We start from the raw sequence: 24,046 nt of genomic DNA, 5'->3' as shown, positions 1-24,046 counted from the left end.
GTTCACACCCGCCGCTGCTTGCGCAGCGAGCGCGCAAGAGCAACCGCCTCCAACTGGGACTTCACGTTGAGCTTGGACAGGATCGACCGGATCTGGGAGCGAACGGTGGAGATCGAGACGAATGACTCCTCGGCGATCACGGTGGCCCGCTTGCCCGCTTCCAATTGGGCGAGGACCTCGCGTTCCCTGCTGGTGAGCCGGCTCAGGACCTGATCGGAGGAACGACGCTGGGCCTGTGCCGCCCGGTGCTCGACCAACAAGCGCTCGCGCTCACCGGCGTCCATCACCGGACGTCCGGCCAGAGCGTCCAAAATCGCGTAGATCAGGTCGGGGAAGGGCGCTGCCTTGGAAAGCCATCCCGCGGCTCCGGCAGCGATCGCGGCGGCGATACGTCCGCGGTCGGTGCTACCGGTCAGGATCAGCACCGTCCACCCCTGGACGACGAACTCCCCGGCCAGGGTCGCGGCGTCGAGGGGGCGTCCGTCCACGCCGTTGCCCAAATCGAGGTCGAGCAACACCAGCCCCGGCTGCAACGTCGCGGCCTGCCCCTGGAGCTGTGTCTTTCCAAGGACCTGGGCACGGACCGCGTTGATACCGCGTCCCTTGAGCGTGAACTCGATAGTGGTGCTGATCAGCGCATGGTCGTCGATGATGAACACGGCGGGGTCGGTGCGAACGTCACTGACCTGCATTTGCGCTCCCGAAACTGGTGGGGGTCGATGGGCTGGTGGGGGCGGTCGAAGCACCGCTGGGCCGGCGCGCGCCGAGCCAGCGGGTCCTGGCTCCGCGATGACTGCGTCGCGGAGACTCGTTCGAGGGGGCGGGATCGCCCGCCTCGATCGGAAGGTCCACGGTCAGAACGCAGCCGGGGCGATCGGGCCGCGTGGGCGCGAGGCGCAGCCGCCCGCCGTGCTGGGTCACCAGTTCCTGGCAGACGTGGAGCCCGATACCGTCACCGACGGACTTGGCGCTCTTCACCCCGCGGCACAGCACTTCGTGCTCCATCCCTGCCGGCACTCCGGGGCCGTCGTCCTGGATCCGGATCTGCGCCATCGTGCCGAGCCGGTACGCCTCGACCCAGACACGGGCACCGGGGGCGTGGCGCTCGCAGTTGGCGAGGATGTTGGTGATGATCTGAGCGATCACGTCGGGCGGTACGTCGACGTCGACGTCGTGCTCGGCGGTGAGTTCGATCCGCATTCCGTTGGTTCGCCGGATCAGCACGAGCTGTTCGAGGAGCGCCTTGAGGTGGACCTTGCTCGCGGGGCGTCGGGCGGACTCCGATTCCAGCATGGTACGCATCCGGTTCAGTTCCGCGGACAGTGCGGCGCGCAGAGCAGCGCGGTCGAGATCGGCGCCACCGCTGTCCTCCATCGCCAGCAACTGGGCGGCACCGTCCACTCCGGCCAGGGCGTTGCGCAGCTCGTGGGCCTGCTCGGACATGCGCTCGCGCACCTCCACGGCCTCGGCCTGCGCCTCTTCGAGGCGCCTCTGGTCAACGGCGATCTGCTGGTAGAGGTGGTAGGCGAGCTGAAGCACCGCGACAAGGGTCAGGAGGACCCCCAGCGCGCGCATGCCGGGAACCAGCAGGAAGGAGCCGGCCGATGGCTCGCCCAGCCACAACCGGGGGGCATACCCGCTGACGCTCGCGAGTGAGCCGAGTCCCAGCCAGACCAGGAACCTGCGGTGGCGCAGCAGCCCGGAGATCAGCGTGGTGGCTCCGACGTTCAACCAGAGCAGCGAGACGCCGCCGACCAGCAGCGGGGAACTGACCACCGCGTAACCCTCGGTGGGGAAGAGCGCGGCCGCGGTTCCGCCGAGCACCGCGCACAGGACTCCGACCAGCAGTCCGCGAAGGCCGGTGAGGGGGTTGCGCAGGCCGGGGACCGGCCAGGGGCGGGGCCGGTCGAAGGTGGCCACCGCGAGCAGGAGCAGACCGCCGACCGCGATCGTGGCGCTGTAGCGCACGGCCGCCACCACGATGTTGTCCACGGTGTTGACCGCGACCGCAGCCGTGGCGGGGATGACGATCAGCGCGTATACGGCCATCGCCGCCGACACCCGGCGCAGGGCGGGGAGGTCACCGAGCCGGGCGACGAGCTCCGCGACCAGCGCCGCTGTGATGGCGACCGCGGCACTGAACATCGCCAGCGACGACCGCAGTTGGGGGGTGCCCAGATCGGACCAGTTCTCAGCGTGGTCCAGGGCCAGGACGGCGGTAATGATCACGGCCAGTACGGCGGCCGACTCCAGAGCGAGTTTGCGCATGGCGAAGCAGTCCTTCGACCGATCGGGGGGTGGTTCGACCGCTCATCGGGGGGCTTCCTGACCCCGGGGCGCGTGTGGTGCGTCCTCCGGATCGGGCTCTTCCGAGCGGTCGTCGTCCTCGTCCTCGTCATCATCGTCGCCAAGGGCCACGCTGAGCAGCCAGATCCCGAAAACGAACAGCATCCCGGCCAGAACGTACAGGGTGGTGGGCCCCTGGGTCATGGCCTGCTGGGCGTAACCGAAATAGGGGATGTGGTACCAAACCCGACCATGGACATCGGCTGCGGTCACAGGGGGGTCGTCACGGACATCGTTGGCGTCGCCCTGGGTGTGGAAGACGCGCCCCTGGGGGGTGGTCTCTATCTGGACGACACGGTGGGTCACCAACGGCGAGTTGGCGGGGTCGAAGGCGTCGGTCTGGGCGGGGCTGCCGTGCGTGAAGGTGATGACGTCGTTGACGCGCAGTTCCGCGGGGTCGACCGGGCGGGAGATCACGACCGAACCGACGGGAATGGTCGGCTCCATGCTCCCGCTGAGCACGATCAACGCCTGGGCATTGGTGAGTCGCGGCAGGATCGAGACCGAAAAGACGACGGCCAACGCCGCCACCAGCAGAAGCCCGATGACACAACGAAACAGCACCGAGAGGATTCGTTGGATCACCGAACGTTTTCGCGGCTTTTTCGACCGGTCGGGTCTCTCCGTCTTTCCAGACGCCTCACCGGTCTTTGCACGTCCACCGTCGGATACCGCACCACTCTTGGCCATCCGGCCCCCCTCCTCGCCCGGCAGTGCACCGAGCCGCGCCACTGGCGACGTGTTCTCCTCCTGACCGTTCCTTGCCTACACGGCCGACCACGTCCGGCGAAAATCTCACGTTCCCCGGAAAACCCAATGTCACAAAAAGACAACGATGCTAAAAGGGTCGATCCCGCGAACGATTTTACGAAGATTCCTTATAGCAGGCACAAAGATCCAGCATTGAGGCCGATTTTCCAAGCCCCAGGTATCGGAGACCCGAAAACTCGTTTAAGGCTCGCCAGATCGATCCATAACGGTTGGATGCCCGGACCTCCGCAGAGGTTCGGGCATCCGGGGCCACACGTACCGGTCAGCGCGGAGCCGGTGCCTCCACCCCGCGTCCGCCGGCGGCGACGTCGCGGACGTACAGCACCAGTAGCGCTCCGGCAGCGATCAGCGCTACCGCCAGGCCCATGAAAGCGAACAGGGCCGCACCAGACACCGGAAGCCCCGGACCAGCCCCGTTACCGGCAGCGGAGGAGTACACCTGGACGTCGTTCTCGACCACCGCGCCCCCGCCCCCCGGCACGGCCTCGGCCCTCCAGGTGAGAGAGAAGGAAACGGAATCGGTCTGCACGATGTTGCCCGTGCCGGCCGGCAGGTGCAGCCCCAGCACTACGTCGGCCTCACCGCCCGCGGGAACCGTGACGGCCTCTCCGGCCCCCTCTGCAGCCTCCGCGAGCACCGTCGCGGACGGCTGCGCATCCGCGTCACCGAACGCGAACTCCAGATACGAACCCAGTTCACCCTCACCGGCCCCGCAGGTGGTGTCCTCGCGGGCCTCTGGTTCGCTGCACCCGTTGTCGTCGTCCACGAGGTCACCCAACCGGACTCCCAGGGTCACGGCTTCGGAACGGTCGTTGACCACTCGGACCGACCACAGCTCCCGGTATCCCGGCGCTATGTCGGAAACCGTGATCTCCTCCAGTCCGGAGAGATCGATGCCCTTGGGTCCAACCGTGACGGAACCGCCGGAGGAGGTCGCCGCGCTCGCGGCCGGACCTCCCGCGACCAGCACGGCAGCCCCGAGCAGGAGCACGGTCGTTCGGGCGATAAGGCGAGGTCTACAGCGCACGCGCTGGATCATCTCGTCACCTCTTGGTGTCTCACGGGGATGGCGCGACGGGGGCCGAGGGCCCAGCGCTGGGTGGGGCGGGATGCCCATGGCCCCCGTCCTGATGATGGGGTGGCTCACCGGGGCCGTCCGGCGCACTGTCAGGCGGGTCGGGAACATGGTCGGGCGGCTGTTCGACATCTGGGCCGTCCGAGTCGCGGGGCGAAGGAGCGGGTTCGACGGAGGGTGAGGGTGACGGCGACGGGGAAGCCGACGGCGACGGACTCGCCGAGGGGCCGCTGACCTCGAAGGGGGCAGTCGTTGCCTGCACGGTGAAGGCCGCGGTGGTGGTGCCCGGATGGTCGAACGTCAGAATCGCGGCAGCCACGACAACCGTCAGCAGCACTGCGGGCCCGCCCACAAGGCCGGTCCCGTACCGGTCGGCACGCTTCACGCTCATGGCTTTCGCTCCCGGACCCGGATCGCCCGGCTCTACGGTTGTCCATTGTCGATTACTGACGCGCATGTCCACACTCACTGTTTCGCTCCGATACCGGCCGCAGCATCGCCAAAAAGGGGGAAAGGCACTTCGTCCACTTTGAGGATGACCGCAACACCGGTCTCGGGCAGAGTGATTCCCGGCAGGTTGGAAGGGTCGATGACGGACGGCGACAGTGCACCGTCCGGACCCGGGCAGCGCGTTACATCCCCCTGACCGGCCCGCTGCCCGTCTCCCCGCCACCCGGTATCACCGGATGGCCGGATCACGGGTAACGGGCCGGTTCGACGCGCCCACCATTTGCTGTCGCCCGGACTTCCCCTCCGGGTGTGTCGCCCTTCCAACCCGCTCATCCCCCGGGCCTTATCAACAGGCAGACAGCGTGGAAGGAAGTGGACCTCCAGATGGCCACCAGCAAGAGTAAGAAGCTCATCGCCGGGCTCGGTGCAGCGGTGGTCATCGGTGCTGCGGTGGCGATCACCGGCGGCACTTACGCCTACTTCACCGACAGCGCCCAGACCGCCGACCAGACCATTTCGGCCGGCGACCTGAGTCTGCAGATCAGCCAGAACGGCAGCGGTCTCGCCGACTTCCCGGTCAAGGTGGAGAACGCCGCTCCCGGCCAGGTCTACGTCCAGGGCCTGCACCAGCCCTGGTATGGCTCGGACTGGTACCGGATCAAGGTCACCAACACCGGGTCCATCGACGGCGACATCAACTCGCTGGAGGTCGTACAGCTGGGAGGAAGCCAGCCCAACCTGGCCGACCGCCTCCAGATCCGCGCCGTCATCAAGCCCACCAACTGGGAACCCGGCTCGTGGGACGCCGGCAGCTACGAGGCCCTGCGCGTGGGCAAGCTGAGCGGCCTGTCCGGGAACAAGACCCTGCGGGCAGGCGCTTCCGTCTACATCTACTTCCAGCTCCAATGGCCCAACGGGACCCCCGAGCAGGACAATCCCTACAAGAACGCCACGACCTCCTTCAAGTTCCAGGTCAACCTGGACCAGAAAAACCAGGGCCGCTAGCGTACGCGGCCACCGTCCCGCACCGGTCCCCCACCGGTGCGGGACGTTCCGCGCTCACCAACCCCCAGTGGAGAGAGACGCGATATGAAAAAGCGGAAAATCCTTATCCTGGGTGCTGCTGCGACAACCAGCGCGTTGCTGTTGTCCATCGGCGGCACCTACGCCTATTTCACCGCCACCGACACCACCCCCTCCAACGAGATCACCGCCGGCGACCTCACCGTCGAGATCAACGAACGTTCGCCGGACGGTACCAGCGGACCGCTTAAACTCGGTCTCGTCGCCCCCGGCGGCCAGTGGCCGGCCTCCCCCCGCGATTCCTACTCGCTGGTCATCTCCAACTCCGGATCGATCCTCGCCGAGTTCGAGGCGCTGGATCTCACAGTGACCAGCGAAGGAACCGGGAACACCCCCGACCTGAGCGAGGCCCTGGAAGTCCGCTACGGGATGGTCGCCGGCGCACGGGAACCCGACTGGGGGCGCGGCAGCGGATGGATCCGACTGGAGTCGGGATCGGTGCTGGAAACCCTACGGCGAGCACCCGCAACAGTGCCCGCAGGAACCTCCAGCGAACTGCGTTTCCAGTTGCGGTGGCCCAACGGCACCCCTGAGCACGACAATCGGTTCCAGGGAGCGGACACGGAATTCGTGTTCAGCGTCCGACTCGGTCAGGTCTAATCGGGGAGGAGAACGAACAAGCGGAGAAGCGGACAGGAGGAAGCGCGGGGATGAGGCTCAAAAAGCCGACGCTGGTGGCGATCAGCGCGGTAGCTGCTGCAGCAGCACTCTGCGGCATCATCTTGGGCACCCAGGCATCCTTCACCGCGCAGACCTCCGGAAGCCCCCAGCCCGTGACCGCGGGACGGCTCTCGGTGGAACTCTCGACCTCTCCCGGCGGTGGTGACACCATCACGATCGACTTCACCGAGGCAGATCCGGGAGACGTGTGGCCGCGCAACGGTGCCTTCGCCCTGACCCTGACCAACACCGGCGACCTCGACGGAACGCTCACCCGGCTGGAGAGCATCGAGGTCTCCGACACCGGAACCCCCCCGCTGAGCAGGACCCTGGAGATCGCTTCCAGCACACGGGCCGCACAGGACTGGAACGACCCCGTGTTGACCTGGCGACGCATCGCCACCGGCGCCGAGCCGTCCGGCCGGCCGATCCCTACCGATCGGCTCGCCCTGCCCGCCGGGCAGGACCGCGTCCTCTACCTCAAGGTCCGCCTGGCCGATGCCGGCGACGACCGTGACCACACCGAATCATCAACCGGTTTCCGACTCAAGGTGACGGTGGAACAGCAGGTCTGAACGGTGTAGGCCCCTGCGGATGGGGCCTTGGAACCGGGCGGGCCGGGAACCGGGTGTGGGGGCGTGCTGGGAGGAGCCGCTCCCACGCCCGGTTCTACTCACCTACACGTCTGCGCTTGCCCGGCTTGGGGCCGGCCCCTGGCACGCGGCTGGGCAGCTCCGGGGGACGGTGCTGGTCGAGCGAGACCGGTTGCACGTGCGGCAGGAACCGCCCCGACTCCGCCGCGTTCGGATCACCGGACTCGGGTGGGACCGGAAACCGGTCGGCCATGTCGTCGAACTCAACCAGCGCCCAGGCATCGACCACCGTGGTGACGACCCCACGCTTCAATTGTTTGCCCGCTACTTTTCCCGCCGCGACGATGCGCTGCTGATCGCGTTCGGTGTGCGCCTCCATGATGATCCGCGGATGAGCACGCAACCCGGCCGCGACCCGTTCGACAAGGTCGGACTGCTGCTCGTGGGAGTGGACGTGCGGCAAGCGGACGGGTTCGTCATCCGCTGTGCCGAAGGAAAGTGGCATAAGGGGGTCCGGTTCAACGCGCCGATGCCGGCCGCGCACCTATAAGCCCGGTCAGAGCGGTGAAGACAGCGCGCGGCACACAGAAACTGCAAACGTGTGCACCCTATAAGGCGTTTCCTCTCTGCGACCCGACGATGGATCGTCTTGTCGCCGAATCGACACAGCAACACCGAGACCACCACCAAAAAAGCGCGCCGAACTGGATCAATACGGACTTTTCGCATTAGCTGCACCCCTGCGTCATCGGATCGGCCCCGCCCCCTTCCTCTCCCACCAGCACTGACTTCTCGACGCCTCCGGCCGGTCGGCCGAACGCACCGGGAACCGGCGGCCGACCCACACGCGCTTTTCACAGCCAAGTCTCGTAAGATCGGCTCTATACCGGACGGACGTGATGTTTCGCGGTGACTTTTCCCGCCATGTCTTGCGCGCATGTTCGCCCCTCGCCGTCCGGCACTCTTATCGCAGCCGACAGAAGGCACCCTCCATTCATGTCCGATGACGCCCCCGTCCCCGCACCCGACGCCCCTGCGGCAGCCCCCACAGAGCCTCCGCGCCGGCGCCGGCGATGGGCGCGCGTCCTCGGCTGGACCTCCGGGATACTCGTGGTGGTCCTGCTCGCGAGCGTGGGCACCGCCTACGCCTACTACCGCTCGCTGCGCTCCAACATGGTGCAGCACGACCTCGGGACAGCCCTCGCCGACGAGGAACGCCCGCCCAAGATCGGCGAAGAACTCAACATCCTCTTCATCGGCTCCGACGGCCGGGAGGACGGCAACGCCGATTACGGAGGCCGCGATTTCGTCGGCGAACGCTCGGACTCGCTGATGCTGGCGCACATCTCTCCGGAGAACGGCGTCACCGTCGTCAACTTCCCCCGCGACTCCCTGGTGCAACTGCCGGAGTGCTCGGCCTACGAGGGTTCCGAGGGAACCTACGGCTACTACGGGATGATCAACGCCGCCCTGTTCCACGGTGGGCCCCCCTGCGCGGTCAAGACGATCGAGTCACTCACCGAGATCCGCATCGACCACTTCGTGCACCTGAGCTTCGTGGGTTTCCGCGACATGGTGGACTCGGTCGGCGGGGTGGAGATGTGCATCCCGGAGCCGATGAGCGACGAGCGCGCCAAGCTCGACCTGGAGGCGGGCGAGCAGACGTTGGACGGCGAGCAGTCCCTTGCGTTCGTCCGTGCCCGTTACGAGATCGGTGACGGCGGCGACATCGGACGCATCGACCGCCAACAGATGTTCCTCGGAGCGCTGGCCGCACAGGTCACCAGCAGCAAGGTGCTGACCAGCCCCAGCCGGATGACCTCGCTGCTCTCCGCTGTCACCGAGTACACCGCCACCGACGCCGACCTCTCCTTGGAGACGATGGTCTCGATCGGCTCGACTCTGGCCGACGTGGACCTGCACGAGATCGCCTTCTACACGGTTCCCTGGTGGCAGGCGCCCTCCGACCCCAACCGGGTGGTCTGGGACGAGGAGAAAGCCGATCAGTTGTTCAAGGCGATCAACAACGACAAGTCCGTGACCGACGCGATGCTGGAGACCGGAAAACCCGAGGAACCCGAGGCGAGCCCCTCGGCCGACCCCTCACCCTCCTACCCTGCGGAGCCGCCGACGGAGCCGGTCGGGCAGCAGAGCGGCACGGAAGAGGACTCCATCACCGGTCGGGACGCGACCTCCAACCCCTGCGCCAACGGGCTCGGGCTCGGCACCGAGGAGGAGTAGCCCTTTTCTCCCGTTCGGGCGGGGTGGACAAGAGTCCGCCCCGCCCGACGTGTTTCCCGGGACGGACCGCAGTGGGGCTCCGGCCCGTCGGCGTCCCGGGCGACCGGCGCGCGCATCACCCCATCGAACCGGGTCGCTAGCCGATGGGGACAACCCATTCCAGGAGCGTGCCACCGCCGGCCCGCGGGGAGACGGCGAAGTGCCCCCCCAACCCGGTGGCGCGCTCGGCCATGTTGCGGAGTCCGCTGCGGCGGCCTTGTTCAGGGATGCCCACTCCGTTGTCGCCGACCTCCAATCGCAGCTCGCCGTCCTCCGCCTGCACACTGACGTGGACTTCGTCGGCGCTGGCGTGTCTGGCCACGTTGGAAAGGGCCTCGCGCAACACGGCAAGCACGTGGTCCCCCACGTCGTCGGGGACCGAGGCGTCGATCGGCCCGTCCAACCCGACACCGGGCCGGCAGACCAGCGTGTGTGCGGCGTTCTCCACCGTGGTGAGGATGCGTCCGCGAAGAGATGCCTCCTGGACCTCGGTGGTCGCCTGGAGCGCGAAGACGGTGGACCTGATCTCGCGGATCGTCTCGTCCAGGTCGTCGATCGTGCGCTGGACGCGGTTGCCCGCTTCGGGATCGGCGATCATGCGGACCGTGCTCATCAAGGTCATGGCGGAGGCGAACAGCCGCTGAATGACGATGTCGTGCAGGTCCTTGGCGATACGGTCGCGGTCCTCGAGCACGACCAGCCGCTCGGCGTCGTGGCGCGCCTCCGCCAACTCCAGGGCGACGGCCGCCTGGCCGGAGAAAGCGCTCAGCATTCCCAGCGCCGCAGGGTTGAACGGGCTGCTCAGTCCGGCTTTGCCCAGCAAGAGGACGCCGCGGGCATGGTGGGGCGAACCGAGGGGGACGAGGAGGCCGGGGCGGAAATCGTACTCCGGCGGGAACGGAAGGGCGAGTTCGCGCAGGTCGGCCACCATGACCCCCTCGCCCCTGCGGTACACGGAACCGCACTCGGTCCCTTCCACCTCGACTGCCATGCCGAGCAGCTCTTTGGCGCCGGCGCCCTCGGCGATCTCGGCGACGAGGTAACCGTCCTGGGAGTCGGGCAGCATCACAGCGGCGATGTCGGCGTCGACCATCTCGCGGGCCTGCTCGGCCAGGTAGGCCAGTACCTCCTCGGCCGCCACCCCCGACAGCAACCGCGTGGTGATCTCGGTGGAGGCCGAACGCCAGCGCTCCCGTTGGCGGCTCTCCTCGTAGAGTCGGGCGTTGGCGATGGCAACCCCCGCGGCAGTGGCCAACGCGCTGACGATCGCCTCGTCGTCCTCGTCGAACTCGCCGCCGTCGTACTTCTCGGTGAGATAGAGGTTGCCGAACACCTCGTCGCGCACCTGGATGGGTACACCGAGGAAGGTGGTCATCGGGGGGTGGCCTTCGGGAAACCCGTGAAAGCTCGGATGATCCTGCATCCGGCTCAACCGCAGAGAACGGCGTTCGCGGGTGGGGTAGGCGAGCAGGCCCTTGCCGCGCGGGTAGTGCGGCATGCGCCGGAACTGCTCTTCGGTGAAGCCGACGGGGATGAACTCGCTGACGTTGCCGTTGTGGTCCACCACCCCCAGACCGGCGTAACGGGCGTTGACCAGGTGTGCGGCGGCCTTGGTGAGTCTTCGCAGCACGGTGGCCAAATCGAGGTCACCGCCAATGGAGACGACGGCTTCCAGTAGCGAGTGGAGCCGGTCTCTGGTGGAGAGTGCGTCGGCCAGGCGGGCCTGGACCTCGGTGAGCAACTCGTCCAACCGCATTTGGGGCAGCAATGGGCGCTCTGGGCGCACCGGGGGCTCGGGCACGTGTCCATACCTCCGAGACCACGCTATCCCCTGATTCACCGCAATGAGAGCAAACCGGGCCACCGTTCGGACCCTGAATCCCTTTCAGATAGACGGTTTCGGGGCGATCGTGGCCGAGGACCGTGACATTGGGGAGGTGTTCCGGAGCGACCGAATGGATTGCCGCTCTCCTGCACACCACGGCGGGAGGAGTGGAGCCCGGACGGGTCCGCGTACCGGTCCGGGCTCCTGACCTCGGGGTCATCATGAGCGAGAAGGCCGCGACGGCGGCCTCGGATTCGACCTCGCTTCATGCGCACCGCCCCGAAGGGGTGGCAGGCGGGGTGAGGACCGCACGCCCCGGCCCCGCTACCTGAACGAGTAAACCGTGTGACGCACGGCCTAACAGCGGTCCAAAGCCCTGGTTTCGCCCGGGCCTTTGGTCCCGAGCCGTCGCACCGACCGATGACCGGCGCCTTCTGGCCGTCCCGGCCTCCCCGGGGGCCTCCCGGGCCAGGTGGTCGCCCCACGGACATACCTGATGGGTTGGGGCCCGAAGATTTCCCGGAATTCGGGTTGCGGTCACAACCGATCATGCTACGGTCACTTTTCGTAGCCGATCGCCACTCTGAGCGACAATCAGGCTTGCCGCCGTCGAGGGGACCACGCTGTGGCACGGAACAGCCGAAAAGAGCGCACGACGCGCTCCTTCGGTGTCGCCCGTGCCCTGAGGTCCCCAATGGCACGCCGCCTGATGGTCATCGGCGGGTTCATGGCCACGGCGTGGCTGGTCGGCTCCGCGCCGGCCGGAGCCGACGCATTGGCGACCCTGGACCGCGCCACCGAGGCGGTCACCACGACAGCCGCGGAACACAGCACGGCCGGAACGGAACTCCTCTCGGTCGCTCACACGGCGGAAAACATCGTGAGCGGAGCCCGTTCGGCAGTCACCGAGACGGTCCCCGCCACTGTGGTCGGCGAACAACACCCCGAAATCGTCCTTCCCGACCTCCAGGGGCTTCACCAGTCGACCACGCCCGTCGGTGCGATCGTCGGCATCACCCAGCCGGCCGGGCCCGCCAGGGCCGTACCGCCCCGAACGCTGCCGGCGGAGCCTGCGGTTGAGAACGGGACCGAGACCGAGGCAGAGCCCACCCCCCGCGAATCCGCGGAGGCCCCGGTCCTCAATGCCTCCCCCTCTCCCTCTCCTTCCGTGTCACCTCACCAGCCCGCAGCCCGGAGCGGACCGACCGCGTTCACCGCGGGCGCTCTGACGCACGCACCGGCTCCGGCGCCGGTCCTGCCCGACGAACCGGTCGCGTCAGCGCACCAGTCCGTCTCAGCAGGGTCCCCCCAGGCACAGAGCGGCGCTTTCCCCGGCGGGTTCGCCGGATACCTGGCCCACCAGCCCGTCGCCCCCAAGGGCGATGCGCTGGCGTCGGCGACCAGGCACGCGCTGGAACTCGTCCCGCAGCAGCCCGCGGACGAGCACTTCTCCTCCCCCGACTAGCCGACCGGACCGACCGCCGGATCTCTTCCCGGCGACAGCAGGCACTCGCAGACGTCATGGCACGTGCGACAGCCCCTGCCCGTACCGGCCTTCGGCCGGCGGCTCCCCCTCCCAGCGCCTCTTCCGCTGGGGGTTGACCTGAGTCCCGTAACCCCGTCCCACGGGATTCAGGTCAGCCAGTGGTCCGCCAGACCTCACAGCTGACTCCCGGCACGCCAGCCCGCACCGTCCTCGGACACGCGAGGCGGCCGGCCCCTAATCACACATGAGTACCGCGGCGCGGCCGGACAGGCCCGCCCCCACTGACAACACCGAAGGACCTCTATGTTCACGTTCGCCCGCAAATCCGCCAAAGCCATTCTGCTCACCGCCGGGGTGGCGGGATTCGTCGGCCTGGGAACCGGAATCGCAGTCGCGGACAGTATGCTGCCCACCGGAAACCTCGGTGCCCCTCTCGGCGGGAGCGCGGACGCGCTCGGTGCGACCGGTCTGACCAAGGCCCTGCCCACGGGCGTCCTGGGCGGGCAGGGCCGCCTGCCCCAGAGCGGCCCGACCGGCCTGGGGCTCACGCCCACCGGAGGCGTCGTGGAGACCCTGGCAGGCGCTCCCGCCGGTACCGTCGCCCCGCACGTTCCGACCGTGGCCGGAATCCCCGAGCAGGTCTCCGACGAGGTGGACGAGGCCACCGGTGTGCGGGAACTTTTGGCCGAAACCCCGTTGAGCGCACTGGACACCCGCTCGCCGCAGTCGCACCGGGCGACCTCCGACCTGGGGACGAAGCAGGTCCGCGACGGAGCGGACACGCTGCTGGACGGGTTGGGCGACGGTGCGAGCCAGCTGAGCGCCGGCGCGGACCAGTTGAACGAGGGGGCCGGCCAACTGACGGTGAAGTCGGTCGCGGACAGCGCGACCGCCGGCCTGGGCACCGACCTCACCGAAAAGACGCAGCTCGGGGGCCCGGCGCTGGGCGGCGTGACCGGTCTGGTGCCCAAGCTGGACCTGGACTCGCTGACCGGCGGCGCCCGCGAGCCCCAGCACCACCGCACCGACCTGGCCGACCTGCCCCAGCAGCAGCCCGACACCCTGATCGCGACCCCGTCCGTCGGTGAGCTGATCGCACCGGCAGAGGCCCTTGTCGCCGGCCTGTCCACCGGTGACCTGACCCGCATGCTCGACGGAGCGAGCCTGCCCGGCACTGCGCGCACCGCACAGGCCGGCCCGGCGGGCCGTCCCGACACTGTTGCCGTTCCGATCGAGGGCGGCAGCGTCGGCGTCCTGAGCGGGCGCGACTCCATCGAGCAGCAGCTCGTGACCAAACTGACCGGGATCGAGCTTCCCGCACTGCCCGGCGGCACCCGCGAAAGCCAGCAGGGCACGGCGCTGTCACCGCTGGAGGGCGTGGACATGGGCGTGCTCAACGCCGAACCCGCCATCGAGGAACAGCTGGCCGACGCGGTCGTCGGGCTTGCCCCCCGCCAGTTCCAGAGCGGCCCCGCAACACCCTCCGGCGTTCCGGCCGGCCTCCCGCACTTCGAGAACGGGATTCCCGGCACCAACCAGGAGCAGGCCCCGAGCGGGCTGGTCACCGGCACCAACCTCGCCACTCCGGCCCACGTCGTCGGCAAGGCCGCCAGCGACGTGCTCACCGAGACCAAACTGACCAACGACCTGCTGGCCAGTCTGCCCCGCCAGCAGCAGGCGTCCCCCGTGTCCGTCCCGGTCGAACTCCCCGGCCTGCCTCGCCTGTCGGCGGTCGAGCGGCTCCCCGAGCTGCCCGTGGACACCGGCGTGACCACCTCCGACCGCTCGATCACCGACGAACTGCCCGGGCTGCCCCTCCTGTAGTACGGACCGCCTTTCACCGGGCCCGGAAGCACCCGCCCGTTTCCGGGCCCCACCCCCTTCGGCCACGCCGCCCGGCACGGCCGTTCCCCGCGCGTGGGTCGGTTTCGCACCAGGGCCATGACCGACGCGCCAGCCAGCGAACACCCGACACGAGGAAGACCACGATGTTCACCTTCGCCCGTACGTCCGCCAAGACCCTCCTGCTGACTGCCGGCTTCGTCGCGCTGAGCGGCGGGATCGCCTCCGCCGCGATCGTCGACGGCTCCGCCACCGACCTCAACGCCGTGGCCCAGACCGGCACCGTCGCCGAGAAGATCACCGGCCCGATCACCGCGTCCCTCGGCGGCCTGCCCCGCACCTCCCAGGCCGCACCGGAGCTGTCGCCCGCCGAGGCCACCGACCTGGGCAGCCAGTTGGGCGACCTCAACACCGGCCTGGCCACCCTCCCCCGCCTGCTCATCATCGGCGACCCCGGGGTGGCCACCCCGCTGGGGGCCAACGGGCTTCCCACGACGAAGGTGCACCAGAGCTCCCCGGTTGACCTGGTTGACCTGGCCGCGCTGCCCACTGCGTCCGCGCTTCCCGGCGGTGCCGCCCTGGCCGGTCTGCCGGGCTCGCTTGCGCTGCCCGACCAGACCGTGGTGCTGCCGGAGCAGCCCGTCACCCTGCCCGCGCCCGCGCGCAGCGCGCAGGCCGCGCCGGTGGGGTTGCCCGCCGGGCTCCCGGAGCTGAGCGACGTGACCGCACTGCCCGGCACGGTCGCACCGGCGACCACCAAGGAGCTGCGGGACCAGGTCCAGGTGCAGCAGGCCGGCATCGATTCCGCTGTCGGCCAGGTCGCCGGGCTGGCCTCCGCCGCCGGCACGATCGGTCTGCCCGAGGCGCGGACGGACTCCGTGGCGCCGGGTGACCTGCTCGGCGGACTGACCGAGGGCGTGGACATCAACAGCGGGCTGCCGCTGCTGTAGGCGACATAGCAGGAGTGGCTCGCTCCCGGCCTGTTCTCTACCGGGAGCGAGCCACCCCCAGGGTTGTTCCCCAGATGTGGCACGGTCGGATCACTGGCGACCGTGCAGGGCTCAGCTGTCGGAGCCTACGGGGGTCCAGTCCTCCAGGGACCACGCCATCTGCCAGAAGCGGACCTCGTGATGGACACTGGCCACGAACGCCTTCTCGATCCGCTCCAGCTCCGCAGCTCCCGCCTGAGCCGCCAGTTCGTCGAGCAGACCCCGGAGCCGGGTCAGGGTGCTGCCCATCGAGGGGTCGGCGTAGAAGGCCCACCAGCCGTGGAAGGGGTGGTCCTCTCCAAGGGTCCCCTCGGCGAGGAAGCGCTGCGCCGACCACAGGTAGGTCCACGGGCAGGGCAACAGCGCCGCCAGAAGAACGGCGAGACTGTCGCGCCCCGCTTCCATCATGTGGTTGACGTAGGCCTGCGCGCTGGGGGCGAGCACGTCCACCTGCGCGTCGGCGTAGCTGGTCCCCGCGAAGTCGCACAGCGCCTGGTGGGCGTGGTCCTCCTCGCTGAGCACGAAGGCCACGCTGTCGTGGAAGTAGCGCATCCACTCGCGGTCGGGCGAGAGCGCCAACCCCAGGCCGTAGCAGCGGATGTAGGCGGTCAGGTACTGGTGGTCCTGGCCGACGTAGTGCAGCACCTGCTCCTTGGCGAGTGTGCCCGCACGCATCCCCCGCAAGAACGGATGCTGGTAGAAGGCCTCGAAAAGGTCGGCGTGCCGACGGCCCAGCTCGGCTGTGAAACCGGTTTCATCAGGGGCAACAGGAATCATGCCCAACGTCCCTCCGCTCGTGTCAACGAGATCAGGTTCGACGGGTTCGGGCCGATCGGCCCGTCTCAGTCCTGCGTCCGCGGGAACGGACGGTCTCGGGACACCCCGCGTGGTTACGGCCATCACAGTACTGGAGCGCTGCGCCGTCGGGCATGGCGGCGTCGGCGAACGCCGGTGCGCGGCCGGTACCGGCTCGCGCCGAAGAGGCGAGGCCCTTGGGTGGTTCCTGCGACGGTCCCTGTATCCGTCGGCAACGGGGACGATCACGGCCCCGGCCGCCGGGGCGCGACCGGGTCACCCGGGTATGCGCCGGCCGGTGACGATGTCGGTCTCGATGCGGATGTAGTGCGCGCGGTCCCCGGGGGCCCATGCCCGCAGCGGGAGGGTCCGAAGCTCGGCGAGTTCGGCGAGGTCGGTCACCGCGCGGCCGATGCCCACGACCGTGACGGACCACCCGGTGCGCTCGTAGACGTCGTAGTCGTCGACCTCGAAGGCGACCACGGAGTCGCGAGTCGCCTGGGCCAGCTTCGTGTCCGGTGCGGTGCGCACGATGATGTCGGCTCCGTGCAAGGTGAAGTTCACCGGTTGGATCGCGGGCAGCGCCCGATCGGTGAAGACGATGCGCCCTATCGGCGCCGCGGCGAGCAGGCGCAGGCACTCGGCTCGCCTGAGGATCTCAAGGCCCGCGGTGTCGATCCGCATCCCGTCCTGCCCCTCCCCGCTCGATCCACTGCTCGGGCGGTCCGGCCGCCCACTGGCGAGGATCAGTTCCCCTTGCCGCGCAACTGGGCGACGAGGACCGCCGCCTGCGTCCTGCGCTTGAGGTCGAGCTTGGCGAGCAGGCTCGACACGTAGTTCTTGACCGTCTTCTCCGCCAAGTAGAGGCGATCGCCGATCTGGCGGTTGGTCAACCCCTCACCGATGAGGTCGAGGATCTGGCGTTCCTGCGGGGTGAGCACCGCCAGCGGGTCGGTCTTGCCTCCGCGGCCGCGGAGCCGGTCGAGCATTCTTCCCGTGCTCTTGGGATCCAGCAGCGAGCCTCCGGAGGCGACGGTGCGGACCGCGCCGACCAGGTCGGCTCCGTGGATCTGTTTGAGGACGTATCCGGCCGCGCCGGCCATCACCGCGTCGAACAATGCCTCGTCGTCGGCGAACGACGTGAGCATCAGGCAGGCGATCTCGGGGTGGCCTGATCGGATGTCGCGGCAGACTCCGACCCCCGAACCGTCGGGGAGCCGGACATCGAGTACGGCGACGTGGGGACGAACCGCCGGAACCCGACTCATCGCCTGTTCGGCGGTGCCGGCCTCTCCGACGACGCGCATGTCGCCTTCGCCCTCCAGCAGTGCGGCGACCCCCCGTCGCACGACTTCGTGGTCGTCGACCAAGAACACCTTGATCGGATCAGGCGTGGCCGCCCTGGACATCGCTAGCCTCCACCGTTTCGCTGCCGAAGTCTCCCCTCTCGACCGTAACGCTCCGCTCCGGCGGGGACCACGCCGAATGACTCAATTGGCCGGGGACGAAGGTCCTGAAACAGACATCCGCCCAGCAGGCCGGCCACTCCGGGAAACCGCTTTTCCCACAAGAAAATGAACAATTTTCACCCACCGATCGAAAGAGACGACGAGAAGCACACAGGCCCTCGATTCCCCAGATCGTCCAGGAGTACGCGAACCCACTTCACAAAACGATGCGAAGCAATCAGGAGATATACGCACAGCGCCACAAAACCGCAGGCCAGAGGGCCATCAATCGAAGAATCCCCACCCCCGGCCACCGAACCTCACACCGGATACCAATGAAATCCGAATACCCTTTTCGAAGGATGATCCAGATCCGCGAAAAATTCCGCGACGGCAACGTACCGCGCAGCCCGAACCGAGCAGGGGGCACCCGACCCAGCTCGCTCGTGGCACACTCCGTGGAAAATCCCCCACCTTGAGTAACGATTCGGATTGCGACGCCCTCCACGGCTCCGCCGCCCCGGTCCGCGGACCGAGCCCCTCGCCGTGGAGCGCGTCCCGGTCCAGCAGGGGCTCCTGATCCATCCCCGTTCACCACCGACACCGACACCGACACCGAGGAGAACGATCGGGTGGTCAGCGACCCGGTAACCGGAGCAGTCCGGGCAGACTGTCACCGGTGAGGCAGCCGCGCCCTCCCCCCGAGGCTCTTGGCATACCCGGGGCGACCGGGACCCGGTCCACGCGCATTCGTGTTTCTCCTCCCGCGTCCCGCTCCGCGGCTGGAGCGGCTTTCGGCAGACGCCGGTACTGGATCCGCGCGGCGGCACCGCTCAACACCCGCTCGCTGACGGTGCCCCCGTAGCACGACGTCGCGTTGGCGTCGTCGATCATCACCCGGGGCACGCCGGGCCGCTACAGCACGCCCGAGTACCAGGGCCGGCCCCGGCTGCGGATCGAGCGGCGGCCGTCGCCCTGGGCCGGGTGGAGGATCTCGGGCGCAACGCCCGCCGTGCCTCTTTCCCGACGGTCCGCGCAGGACAGCGCCCACTGCCGGCAAGGGGACCAAAAAAGATTGAGCCCGGGGAATTCCGGGGATCATGTACCCGTTGTGCAGGGTACGGGTCGGCGCGGTAGAAAGTGTCCCCCGGGCTCCAATTAACAGCCTTCGCGGAATACCGCGTCCGGCGTCCACTCCGGTGGTCGCCCGGACGGTCTTCGGAGCCGCGTTGTGCAATCCGCCGTGAGGCGACCGCCGTGCCGTCCTGTCAGTGAACGGTCCCGCCGGGCGAAAGCCGGGCGGGACCGTTCGCGTTTCCCCAGGAAGACCAACCTTCGTGTCCTCGGCTCAGATACCGCCGACCCCCACGTACTTGGTCTCCAGGTATTCGTCGATTCCCACTCGTCCGCCCTCACGTCCCAGCCCCGACTGCTTGACCCCGCCGAAGGGGGCTGCCGGGTTGGACACGATCCCCTGGTTGAGGCCGATCATCCCGCTCTCCAACGCCTCACTGACCCGGAAGGCGCGGGCGAGATCCCGGGTGTAGAGGTAGGCGACCAACCCGAACTCGGTGTCGTTGGCGGCCCCGATCACCTCGGCCTCGGTCTCGAAGGAAATAACGGGGGCCACCGGACCGAAGATCTCGGTGGTGGAGAGCTCGCTGTCCTTGGGGACGTCGGTGAGGACCGTGGGCTGGTAGAAGTACCCGGCCCCTTCCCCAGCGCTGCCGCCCAGAAGCACCCGCGCCCCACGACTGACGGCGTCGTCCACCAGGCTCTGGACCTTCTGCCGCGCCTTGTCGTCGATGAGCGGACCGACGTCCACCCCCTCCTCGACTCCCGGGCCCACGGTGAGGGCCGCCATCCGTTCGGTGAGCCGGCGCGCGAACTCCGCAGCCACCCCGGACTGGACGTAGAAGCGGTTCGCGGACGTGCACGCCTCGCCGATGTTGCGCATCTTGGCCTGCATCGCACCGTCCACCGCGGCATCGAGGTCGGCGTCGTCGAAGACGACGAAGGGCGCGTTGCCGCCCAGTTCCATGGAGGTCCGCAGGACCTGTTGGGCGCTCTGCTCCAGGAGCGAACGCCCGACTCCGGTGGAGCCGGTGAAGGAGAGTTTGCGGATCTGGCCGCCGCGTAGCAGCGGTTCGGTCAGCGCACCGGCGCTGGTGGTCGGCAGGACGCTGAGCACGCCCTCGGGAAGACCGGCCTCGGCGAGGATGCCGGCGAGTGCCAGCGCGGACAGCGGTGTCTGCTGGGCGGGCTTGAGGATCATGGTGCACCCGGCGGCGATCGCGGGGCCGATCTTGCGGGTCCCCATGGCCATGGGGAAGTTCCACGGGGTGATGAGCATGGTGGGCCCGACCGGTTGGCGCATCACCAGGAAGCGGGCCTTTCCGTCGGGTGAGAGGGAGTAGCTGCCCTCGATCCGCACGGCCTCCTCCGCGAACCAGCGGAAGAACTCGGCGGCGTAGGCGATCTCGCCCTTGGCCTCGTTGAGCGACTTACCCATCTCCAGTGTCATGAGAAGGGCGAGGTCGTCCTGGCGTTTCAGCATCAGCTCGTAGGCGGACCGCAGGATCTCGCCGCGTTCCCTGGGCGGATACTTGCCCCAGACGGGCTGGGTCGCGACCGCCGCGTCGAGGGCGGCACGGGCATCGTCGGAGGAGGCGTCGGCGACCTCGCACAACGGTTTTCCGGTCGAGGGGTCCTCGACCGCGAAGACCTCCCCCGAGGCCGCGCCCCGCCACTCCCCCCCGACGAACAACTGCTTGGCGGCGCTGTCGATGAGTCGGGCGGCACGCTCTGTCATGGTCATATCCGGTTCCTCACTCCCACTTCGACGGCTGCGACCCGCCTCTGGCCGGGTCGACCCCGTAAGGAGACGACTTCCCGCCGTGGGCGTCCGCTAACAGGAGCACGGCGCTCGGAGTCCGAGAGCGCGGCGGGGCTACCCGGCCCCGGTCAAACCAGTCCGGGGCTGCACCCACGCTGTGCTAGAGTTTTTCACGTCGGAAGGCACACCAACCGACACAATTGAAGACACGCACTCGTAGCTCAACGGATAGAGCATCTGACTACGGATCAGAAGGTTGGGGGTTCGAGTCCCTCCGAGTGCACCAGCTGAAGACAGCAAACAAACCGCCGGACCTGCGCATTCGCGCAAGACCGGCGGTTTTTTCATGCCCGCTGGAACCTCCCCCGAAGCACTGCGGTGCACATTCAGTGCACACGGCCCGGTTCCCTCACGCGGTGAGCGCGCGCAGCCGGGCGATGTCCATCGCGTCGGCCACCTCGTCCAGGCGGTCGGGGAAGAGGTGCCCGTAGCGGTCCAGGGTCATGGTGGCGGTGGCGTGGCCGAGCATCGCCTGAACCACCTTCACGTCGGCCCCGGCGGCGATCGCCAACGACGCGGCCGTGTGTCGGAGCTTGTGCGGGGTGAGCCCCATCTCATGCAGCCCGGCGGCCTTCACTGCCTTGCCGAACTCCCGGTTTCGCCAGTTGCGCAGCCGCAGCGGCGTACCCCGCCGAGTGGTGAACACCAGACCGTCGGCACCACGCCCCTGCACGAAGGGCCGCAGCTCCGGAACGAGCGAGGTGGGGACGGGCACCGTGCGGAACTTGCCCGTCTTGGGCGGCTGTTCGATCAGCTCGCCTTCCACCTCGGCGAAGGTCGTCACGACCCGGATGCGCTTGCGGTCCAGGTCCACCCGGCCCACCCGCAGCGCGGCGGCCTCGTTCCAGCGCAACCCCGTGTAGGCCAGCAGCAGGACGAGCACCCGGTTGTTGTGCGCCGAGGCCGACACCTGGTCGTAGCTCGTACGCAGCGACGCGGCGGCGTTCGCGAGCGCTTCCACCTGGACGTGGTCGAGGTAGACGTGTTCGGCCTCACTCGACTTGGGCAACGGCATCCCCTTGGCCGGGTTGAAGGGGATGCGCCGGGGGACGCACCACCCCAGCACCATCGAGAGGACGGTGACCGCCCCGCGCGTCTGGGATGCACCCAGGTTGGCCCCGCCCTCGTGGCGCGGTTTCTGGAGCAGGGCCACCCACACCGCGATGTCCTCGGAGTACACGGCCGTCAGCGGCAGTGCGCCCCAGCGGGGAAGAACGTGGCCGTCCAGGAGCGCCCGGTACTTCCACCAGGTCGAGCGCTTGATGTCGGTGCGGGCACTCAGCCACTTCTCCGCCATCTCCCCCACGGTGACCTTGCCGTCGTGGGGGTTGCGGTAACTGCCCTCGTGGAGGCTGTTCTCGATCTCCGTCTGCCGCTTCTCGGCGTCGGGCTTCTTCTGGAACGTCCCGCCGCTCTTGATCCGGCCGGCAGGGTCGTAGTACCGGACCATCCAGCGCCCCGGGGGTGTGCGCTTGGCGGCCTTGGCCTTCTTCACCGACGCGGTATAGCTCTTGTCCTTGGTCCGGTCGTAGATCCACGCGCGAGCCATCAGACTTCCTTTCCGTTGGGGGTCAGCGGGTGAGCACCCAGTCGTGGACCTCGGAGGGGACGTAACGCACGTAGCGGCCGACCCGATGCGAGGGCGGACCGTCGTTCTTGTAGCGCCACTCATAGAGCGTCTTCGCGGGCACCCGCAGATAGGCGGCGGTGTCCTTGACCGACCACAGGACGGGAGCGGTCCGGTGCCCGGAAGGCTCCACAGTCACCGTCGTCGTACTCATGCCGCCCTCGTCTCTGCGGTTGCCGAAAGGTCGTTGGCTTGTCGCGCTTGGTCGAGTCGGGCGCGGCGTTTGAGTGACTCCCCGACTGCTCGCAGGAGGCGGTGTTCGCGGGGTGGGACGTCGGGGTCGGTGGGTCGGGCCAGTTCCCACACGGTGTTGCGGTCGGTGGTGGTCAACCGCAGCGGCGAGTCTGTGTTTTCGGGGTCGCTGTCGGGGTCGATGCCCAGGGTGTCCAGGACCCAGGCGAGGCGGTCGGCCTTGTGGTCGGCCAGGGTCTTTCCCGACCACTTGCGCGAGACTAGGACCCGGCGTCCGGCATATCCCAGGTATTCGCGTTTGTGGGCTTTGGAGGAGCAGTAGCCGGGTCGCATTCCGGCTTTGGCGTCCTTGGGCTGCACGCCGTAGCGAAGCCAGTTGGCACACCGGGGTGAGCACGGCTCGAAGCGCAGCGCGTGGACGAGACGGTCAACGTGCTGTTCCTGTCGGTCGCTCTCGATCGCATGGCATCCCGCGATGTCCTTGGTGAGGTACTTGGCGAGGTAGCGCACGCACCGGTCAGCGTCGGCCGATCCGGCGAGAACGCCTTTGGCGTCGATTTGGGGTCCGAAGCGCACCACGTGCATGGGCTCGGCGTCCTCGTCAGCGTCGAGTGCGTCCAGGGCCTCATCCCAAGTGGGCAGGATCTCCCCGGTTTCGGTATCGGCATAGCCACCAAGGTCGTCGTTCCAATACCGAAAGTCGTCGTTCTCGTAGACGACCTCGTCGGTGGTGGGCCACCACACTTGGTGGTAGGTGGCGGCGGCGATCTGCTTCAACTCACTACGGGGGATCGTTCCCCGGGTGGCCATGTGCAGGTGCGGAGCCAACCGCCGCTGGGGTTCTACCGCCGCGAAGTACTGGACGTCATAGCCCACGACGCGGCGCAGGTTTTGGACGAAGCGGTCGATGAGCTTGGAGAAGTGCAGGGCGTCGCGTGCGGCGCGCCGGTAGTCATAGGTCGAGAAGTCGACCGGGGTTCCGTCGCTTCTGACGCGGCCGTAGGTGTCGCAGGTGAGGGTGATGAACAGTGAGGGCCGGAAGGTCGCGCCCGACTCGGGGTCGGTGAAGGTCTGACCCACGGTCCTTTTGGTCATGGGTCGCTTGGGCAGGTCCGGGGCGTCTTGTCGGCGTCGGGTGGAGCGGGTGCGGCGCGACTTGGGCGGGGCATCGGGGGAAGGTCCGGCTTTGCCGCGCAGTCCGGAGGCGGTGATCTCGGTGTCCAGGTCCGCGATTGCCGCATCCAACGCCGCGAGGTCGTGGGGGGTGGCGTGTCCGGTCGCGGCCAGCGCGTCGCGTTCGGCGGTGACCACGGCCCGCTTGGCCACCCACTCCCGTTGAACCTCGGTCGGGTCGTCGGGGGTGATGACCGGTTCATTCGTGAGGTGCCAGCCCTCTTCGCACTGGGTGCGCCGGATCGATCGTTTCCTCTTCGCACACGCCGGGCACCGGGATTCAAGCGTCGCCCCGCACGGCACATCGACGATCGAAGTGGCCCCGGTGTCCAGGTCGGTACGGCGCAGGGAGACCGGGCGGATGCACACGCCCTTGTCGGCGGCGATCTGCTCGGCCACTTCCCGCGCCAGGGGTTGGGCCATACGCTCGGCCCGGGTGGATTTACCGGTCGGGGTGGGCATCAGAGCACCCCCGGCCCAGAGCGTGAGAGGTACAGGTGAGGACCATCGGTGAT

General features: G+C 68.4%; 20 protein-coding genes, 1 tRNA gene and 1 riboswitch. Of the genes, 8 read left to right on the top strand and 13 right to left on the bottom strand.

The window, feature by feature from the left end:
* Window positions 1-2: 2 nt before the first annotated feature.
* The 4 genes from QSJ59_RS07355 to QSJ59_RS07340 form a co-directional block, all read right to left on the bottom strand.
* Window positions 3-692, bottom strand: coding sequence for a LuxR C-terminal-related transcriptional regulator (locus QSJ59_RS07355; protein WP_285758146.1), 690 nt, complete (start codon window positions 690-692; stop codon window positions 3-5).
* Window positions 679-2,268, bottom strand: a complete 1,590-nt coding sequence (locus QSJ59_RS07350) for a sensor histidine kinase (RefSeq protein ID WP_285758145.1) — start codon at window positions 2,266-2,268, stop codon at window positions 679-681. Before QSJ59_RS07350 ends, QSJ59_RS07355 begins: the two co-directional genes overlap by 14 nt.
* A gap of 42 nt (window positions 2,269-2,310) precedes the next feature.
* Entirely contained in the window at window positions 2,311-2,931 is a 621-nt protein-coding gene (locus QSJ59_RS07345) for a signal peptidase I (RefSeq protein ID WP_285758144.1), read from the bottom strand.
* 448 nt (window positions 2,932-3,379) lie between these two features.
* Complete coding sequence (locus tag QSJ59_RS07340) at window positions 3,380-4,156, bottom strand: hypothetical protein (RefSeq protein WP_285758143.1); 777 nt, start codon at window positions 4,154-4,156, stop codon at window positions 3,380-3,382.
* Window positions 4,157-5,026: 870 nt separating this feature from the next.
* Here QSJ59_RS07340 and QSJ59_RS07335 point away from each other — a divergent pair.
* From QSJ59_RS07335 to QSJ59_RS07325, 3 genes are all read left to right on the top strand, one after another.
* Entirely contained in the window at window positions 5,027-5,647 is a 621-nt protein-coding gene (locus QSJ59_RS07335; RefSeq protein WP_285758142.1) for a TasA family protein, read from the top strand.
* 84 nt (window positions 5,648-5,731) lie between these two features.
* A complete protein-coding gene (locus QSJ59_RS07330) occupies window positions 5,732-6,325 on the top strand; it encodes a SipW-dependent-type signal peptide-containing protein (RefSeq protein WP_285758141.1) in 594 nt (197 codons plus the stop codon).
* Window positions 6,326-6,375: 50 nt separating this feature from the next.
* Window positions 6,376-6,960 carry a SipW-dependent-type signal peptide-containing protein gene (locus tag QSJ59_RS07325; RefSeq protein WP_285758140.1) on the top strand — a complete coding sequence of 195 codons (585 nt, stop codon included), beginning with the start codon at window positions 6,376-6,378 and terminating at the stop codon, window positions 6,958-6,960.
* A gap of 94 nt (window positions 6,961-7,054) precedes the next feature.
* Here QSJ59_RS07325 and QSJ59_RS07320 read toward each other — a convergent pair whose 3' ends face one another.
* Window positions 7,055-7,483 (bottom strand): hypothetical protein, encoded by a 429-nt coding sequence (locus QSJ59_RS07320; RefSeq protein WP_285758139.1) that lies wholly within the window; start codon window positions 7,481-7,483, stop codon window positions 7,055-7,057.
* A 491-nt stretch (window positions 7,484-7,974) separates the two neighbouring features.
* Here QSJ59_RS07320 and QSJ59_RS07315 point away from each other — a divergent pair, with 491 nt between their 5' ends.
* A complete protein-coding gene (locus QSJ59_RS07315) occupies window positions 7,975-9,219 on the top strand; it encodes an LCP family protein (protein WP_285758137.1) in 1,245 nt (414 codons plus the stop codon).
* Between the two features lie 136 nt (window positions 9,220-9,355).
* Here QSJ59_RS07315 and QSJ59_RS07310 read toward each other — a convergent pair whose 3' ends face one another.
* The gene (locus tag QSJ59_RS07310) at window positions 9,356-11,014 is read right to left on the bottom strand and encodes a sensor histidine kinase (protein WP_285758751.1); all 1,659 of its coding nucleotides are present in this window, start codon (window positions 11,012-11,014) and stop codon (window positions 9,356-9,358) included.
* A 763-nt stretch (window positions 11,015-11,777) separates the two neighbouring features.
* Between QSJ59_RS07310 and QSJ59_RS07305 the strand changes: the two genes are divergently transcribed.
* The 3 genes from QSJ59_RS07305 (at window position 11,778) to QSJ59_RS07295 (ending at window position 15,361) form a co-directional block, all read left to right on the top strand.
* Entirely contained in the window at window positions 11,778-12,548 is a 771-nt protein-coding gene (locus QSJ59_RS07305; protein ID WP_285758136.1) for a hypothetical protein, read from the top strand.
* A 324-nt stretch (window positions 12,549-12,872) separates the two neighbouring features.
* On the top strand, window positions 12,873-14,393 hold the full coding sequence (locus QSJ59_RS07300) for a hypothetical protein (RefSeq protein ID WP_285758134.1): 1,521 nt from the start codon (window positions 12,873-12,875) through the stop codon (window positions 14,391-14,393).
* Between the two features lie 164 nt (window positions 14,394-14,557).
* On the top strand, window positions 14,558-15,361 hold the full coding sequence (locus QSJ59_RS07295; RefSeq protein WP_285758133.1) for a hypothetical protein: 804 nt from the start codon (window positions 14,558-14,560) through the stop codon (window positions 15,359-15,361).
* Window positions 15,362-15,472: 111 nt separating this feature from the next.
* Here QSJ59_RS07295 and tenA read toward each other — a convergent pair whose 3' ends face one another.
* The 4 genes from tenA to QSJ59_RS07275 form a co-directional block, all read right to left on the bottom strand.
* Window positions 15,473-16,177, bottom strand: a complete 705-nt coding sequence (tenA, locus tag QSJ59_RS07290; protein ID WP_285758131.1) for a thiaminase II — start codon at window positions 16,175-16,177, stop codon at window positions 15,473-15,475.
* A riboswitch (TPP riboswitch) is annotated at window positions 16,169-16,295 on the bottom strand. It overlaps the preceding gene by 9 nt.
* 176 nt (window positions 16,296-16,471) lie before the next feature.
* Complete coding sequence (locus QSJ59_RS07285) at window positions 16,472-16,879, bottom strand: pyridoxamine 5'-phosphate oxidase family protein (protein WP_285758129.1); 408 nt, start codon at window positions 16,877-16,879, stop codon at window positions 16,472-16,474.
* 62 nt (window positions 16,880-16,941) lie between these two features.
* On the bottom strand, window positions 16,942-17,604 hold the full coding sequence (locus QSJ59_RS07280) for a response regulator (RefSeq protein ID WP_285758127.1): 663 nt from the start codon (window positions 17,602-17,604) through the stop codon (window positions 16,942-16,944).
* 1,387 nt (window positions 17,605-18,991) lie between these two features.
* Window positions 18,992-20,461, bottom strand: a complete 1,470-nt coding sequence (locus QSJ59_RS07275) for an NAD-dependent succinate-semialdehyde dehydrogenase (RefSeq protein ID WP_432707444.1) — start codon at window positions 20,459-20,461, stop codon at window positions 18,992-18,994.
* 228 nt (window positions 20,462-20,689) lie between these two features.
* Here QSJ59_RS07275 and QSJ59_RS07270 point away from each other — a divergent pair.
* A tRNA-Arg gene (locus QSJ59_RS07270) sits at window positions 20,690-20,765 on the top strand.
* Between the two features lie 123 nt (window positions 20,766-20,888).
* On the opposite strand, the gene QSJ59_RS07265 is transcribed toward QSJ59_RS07270, so the two are convergent.
* From QSJ59_RS07265 to QSJ59_RS07255, 3 genes are read right to left on the bottom strand one after another with little or no spacing between them, the layout of a single operon-like run.
* Window positions 20,889-22,088 (bottom strand): tyrosine-type recombinase/integrase, encoded by a 1,200-nt coding sequence (locus QSJ59_RS07265; RefSeq protein WP_285758125.1) that lies wholly within the window; start codon window positions 22,086-22,088, stop codon window positions 20,889-20,891.
* 22 nt (window positions 22,089-22,110) lie between these two features.
* Window positions 22,111-22,320 carry a helix-turn-helix transcriptional regulator gene (locus QSJ59_RS07260; RefSeq protein ID WP_285758123.1) on the bottom strand — a complete coding sequence of 70 codons (210 nt, stop codon included), beginning with the start codon at window positions 22,318-22,320 and terminating at the stop codon, window positions 22,111-22,113.
* Window positions 22,317-23,993 (bottom strand): replication initiator, encoded by a 1,677-nt coding sequence (locus QSJ59_RS07255; protein WP_285758121.1) that lies wholly within the window; start codon window positions 23,991-23,993, stop codon window positions 22,317-22,319. Before QSJ59_RS07255 ends, QSJ59_RS07260 begins: the two co-directional genes overlap by 4 nt.
* Window positions 23,994-24,046 lie beyond the last annotated feature (53 nt).

The sequence above is a fragment of the Nocardiopsis ansamitocini genome, assembly GCF_030268225.1.
In the GTDB taxonomy this organism is placed as follows: Bacteria; Actinomycetota; Actinomycetes; order Streptosporangiales; family Streptosporangiaceae; genus Nocardiopsis_D; species Nocardiopsis_D ansamitocini.
Note: the sequence above shows the minus strand (reverse complement) of the source record. Positions and strands in the feature narration are given on the sequence as shown.

Excerpts from the sequence above, each read along its gene's own strand:
- QSJ59_RS07355 (WP_285758146.1), bottom strand. The coding sequence starts at position 692 with ATGCAGGTCAGTGACGTTCGCACCGACCCCGCCGTGTTCATCATCGAC.
- QSJ59_RS07350 (WP_285758145.1), bottom strand. The coding sequence starts at position 2,268 with ATGCGCAAACTCGCTCTGGAGTCGGCCGCCGTACTGGCCGTGATCATT.
- QSJ59_RS07340 (WP_285758143.1), bottom strand. The coding sequence starts at position 4,156 with ATGATCCAGCGCGTGCGCTGTAGACCTCGCCTTATCGCCCGAACGACC.
- QSJ59_RS07335 (WP_285758142.1), top strand. The coding sequence starts at position 5,027 with ATGGCCACCAGCAAGAGTAAGAAGCTCATCGCCGGGCTCGGTGCAGCG.
- QSJ59_RS07330 (WP_285758141.1), top strand. The coding sequence starts at position 5,732 with ATGAAAAAGCGGAAAATCCTTATCCTGGGTGCTGCTGCGACAACCAGC.
- QSJ59_RS07325 (WP_285758140.1), top strand. The coding sequence starts at position 6,376 with ATGAGGCTCAAAAAGCCGACGCTGGTGGCGATCAGCGCGGTAGCTGCT.
- QSJ59_RS07320 (WP_285758139.1), bottom strand. The coding sequence starts at position 7,483 with ATGCCACTTTCCTTCGGCACAGCGGATGACGAACCCGTCCGCTTGCCG.
- QSJ59_RS07315 (WP_285758137.1), top strand. The coding sequence starts at position 7,975 with ATGTCCGATGACGCCCCCGTCCCCGCACCCGACGCCCCTGCGGCAGCC.
- QSJ59_RS07310 (WP_285758751.1), bottom strand. The coding sequence starts at position 11,014 with ATGCGGTTGGACGAGTTGCTCACCGAGGTCCAGGCCCGCCTGGCCGAC.
- QSJ59_RS07305 (WP_285758136.1), top strand. The coding sequence starts at position 11,778 with ATGGCACGCCGCCTGATGGTCATCGGCGGGTTCATGGCCACGGCGTGG.
- QSJ59_RS07300 (WP_285758134.1), top strand. The coding sequence starts at position 12,873 with ATGTTCACGTTCGCCCGCAAATCCGCCAAAGCCATTCTGCTCACCGCC.
- QSJ59_RS07295 (WP_285758133.1), top strand. The coding sequence starts at position 14,558 with ATGTTCACCTTCGCCCGTACGTCCGCCAAGACCCTCCTGCTGACTGCC.
- tenA (WP_285758131.1), bottom strand. The coding sequence starts at position 16,177 with ATGATTCCTGTTGCCCCTGATGAAACCGGTTTCACAGCCGAGCTGGGC.
- QSJ59_RS07285 (WP_285758129.1), bottom strand. The coding sequence starts at position 16,879 with ATGCGGATCGACACCGCGGGCCTTGAGATCCTCAGGCGAGCCGAGTGC.
- QSJ59_RS07280 (WP_285758127.1), bottom strand. The coding sequence starts at position 17,604 with ATGTCCAGGGCGGCCACGCCTGATCCGATCAAGGTGTTCTTGGTCGAC.
- QSJ59_RS07275 (WP_432707444.1), bottom strand. The coding sequence starts at position 20,461 with ATGACCATGACAGAGCGTGCCGCCCGACTCATCGACAGCGCCGCCAAG.
- QSJ59_RS07265 (WP_285758125.1), bottom strand. The coding sequence starts at position 22,088 with ATGGCTCGCGCGTGGATCTACGACCGGACCAAGGACAAGAGCTATACC.
- QSJ59_RS07260 (WP_285758123.1), bottom strand. The coding sequence starts at position 22,320 with ATGAGTACGACGACGGTGACTGTGGAGCCTTCCGGGCACCGGACCGCT.
- QSJ59_RS07255 (WP_285758121.1), bottom strand. The coding sequence starts at position 23,993 with ATGCCCACCCCGACCGGTAAATCCACCCGGGCCGAGCGTATGGCCCAA.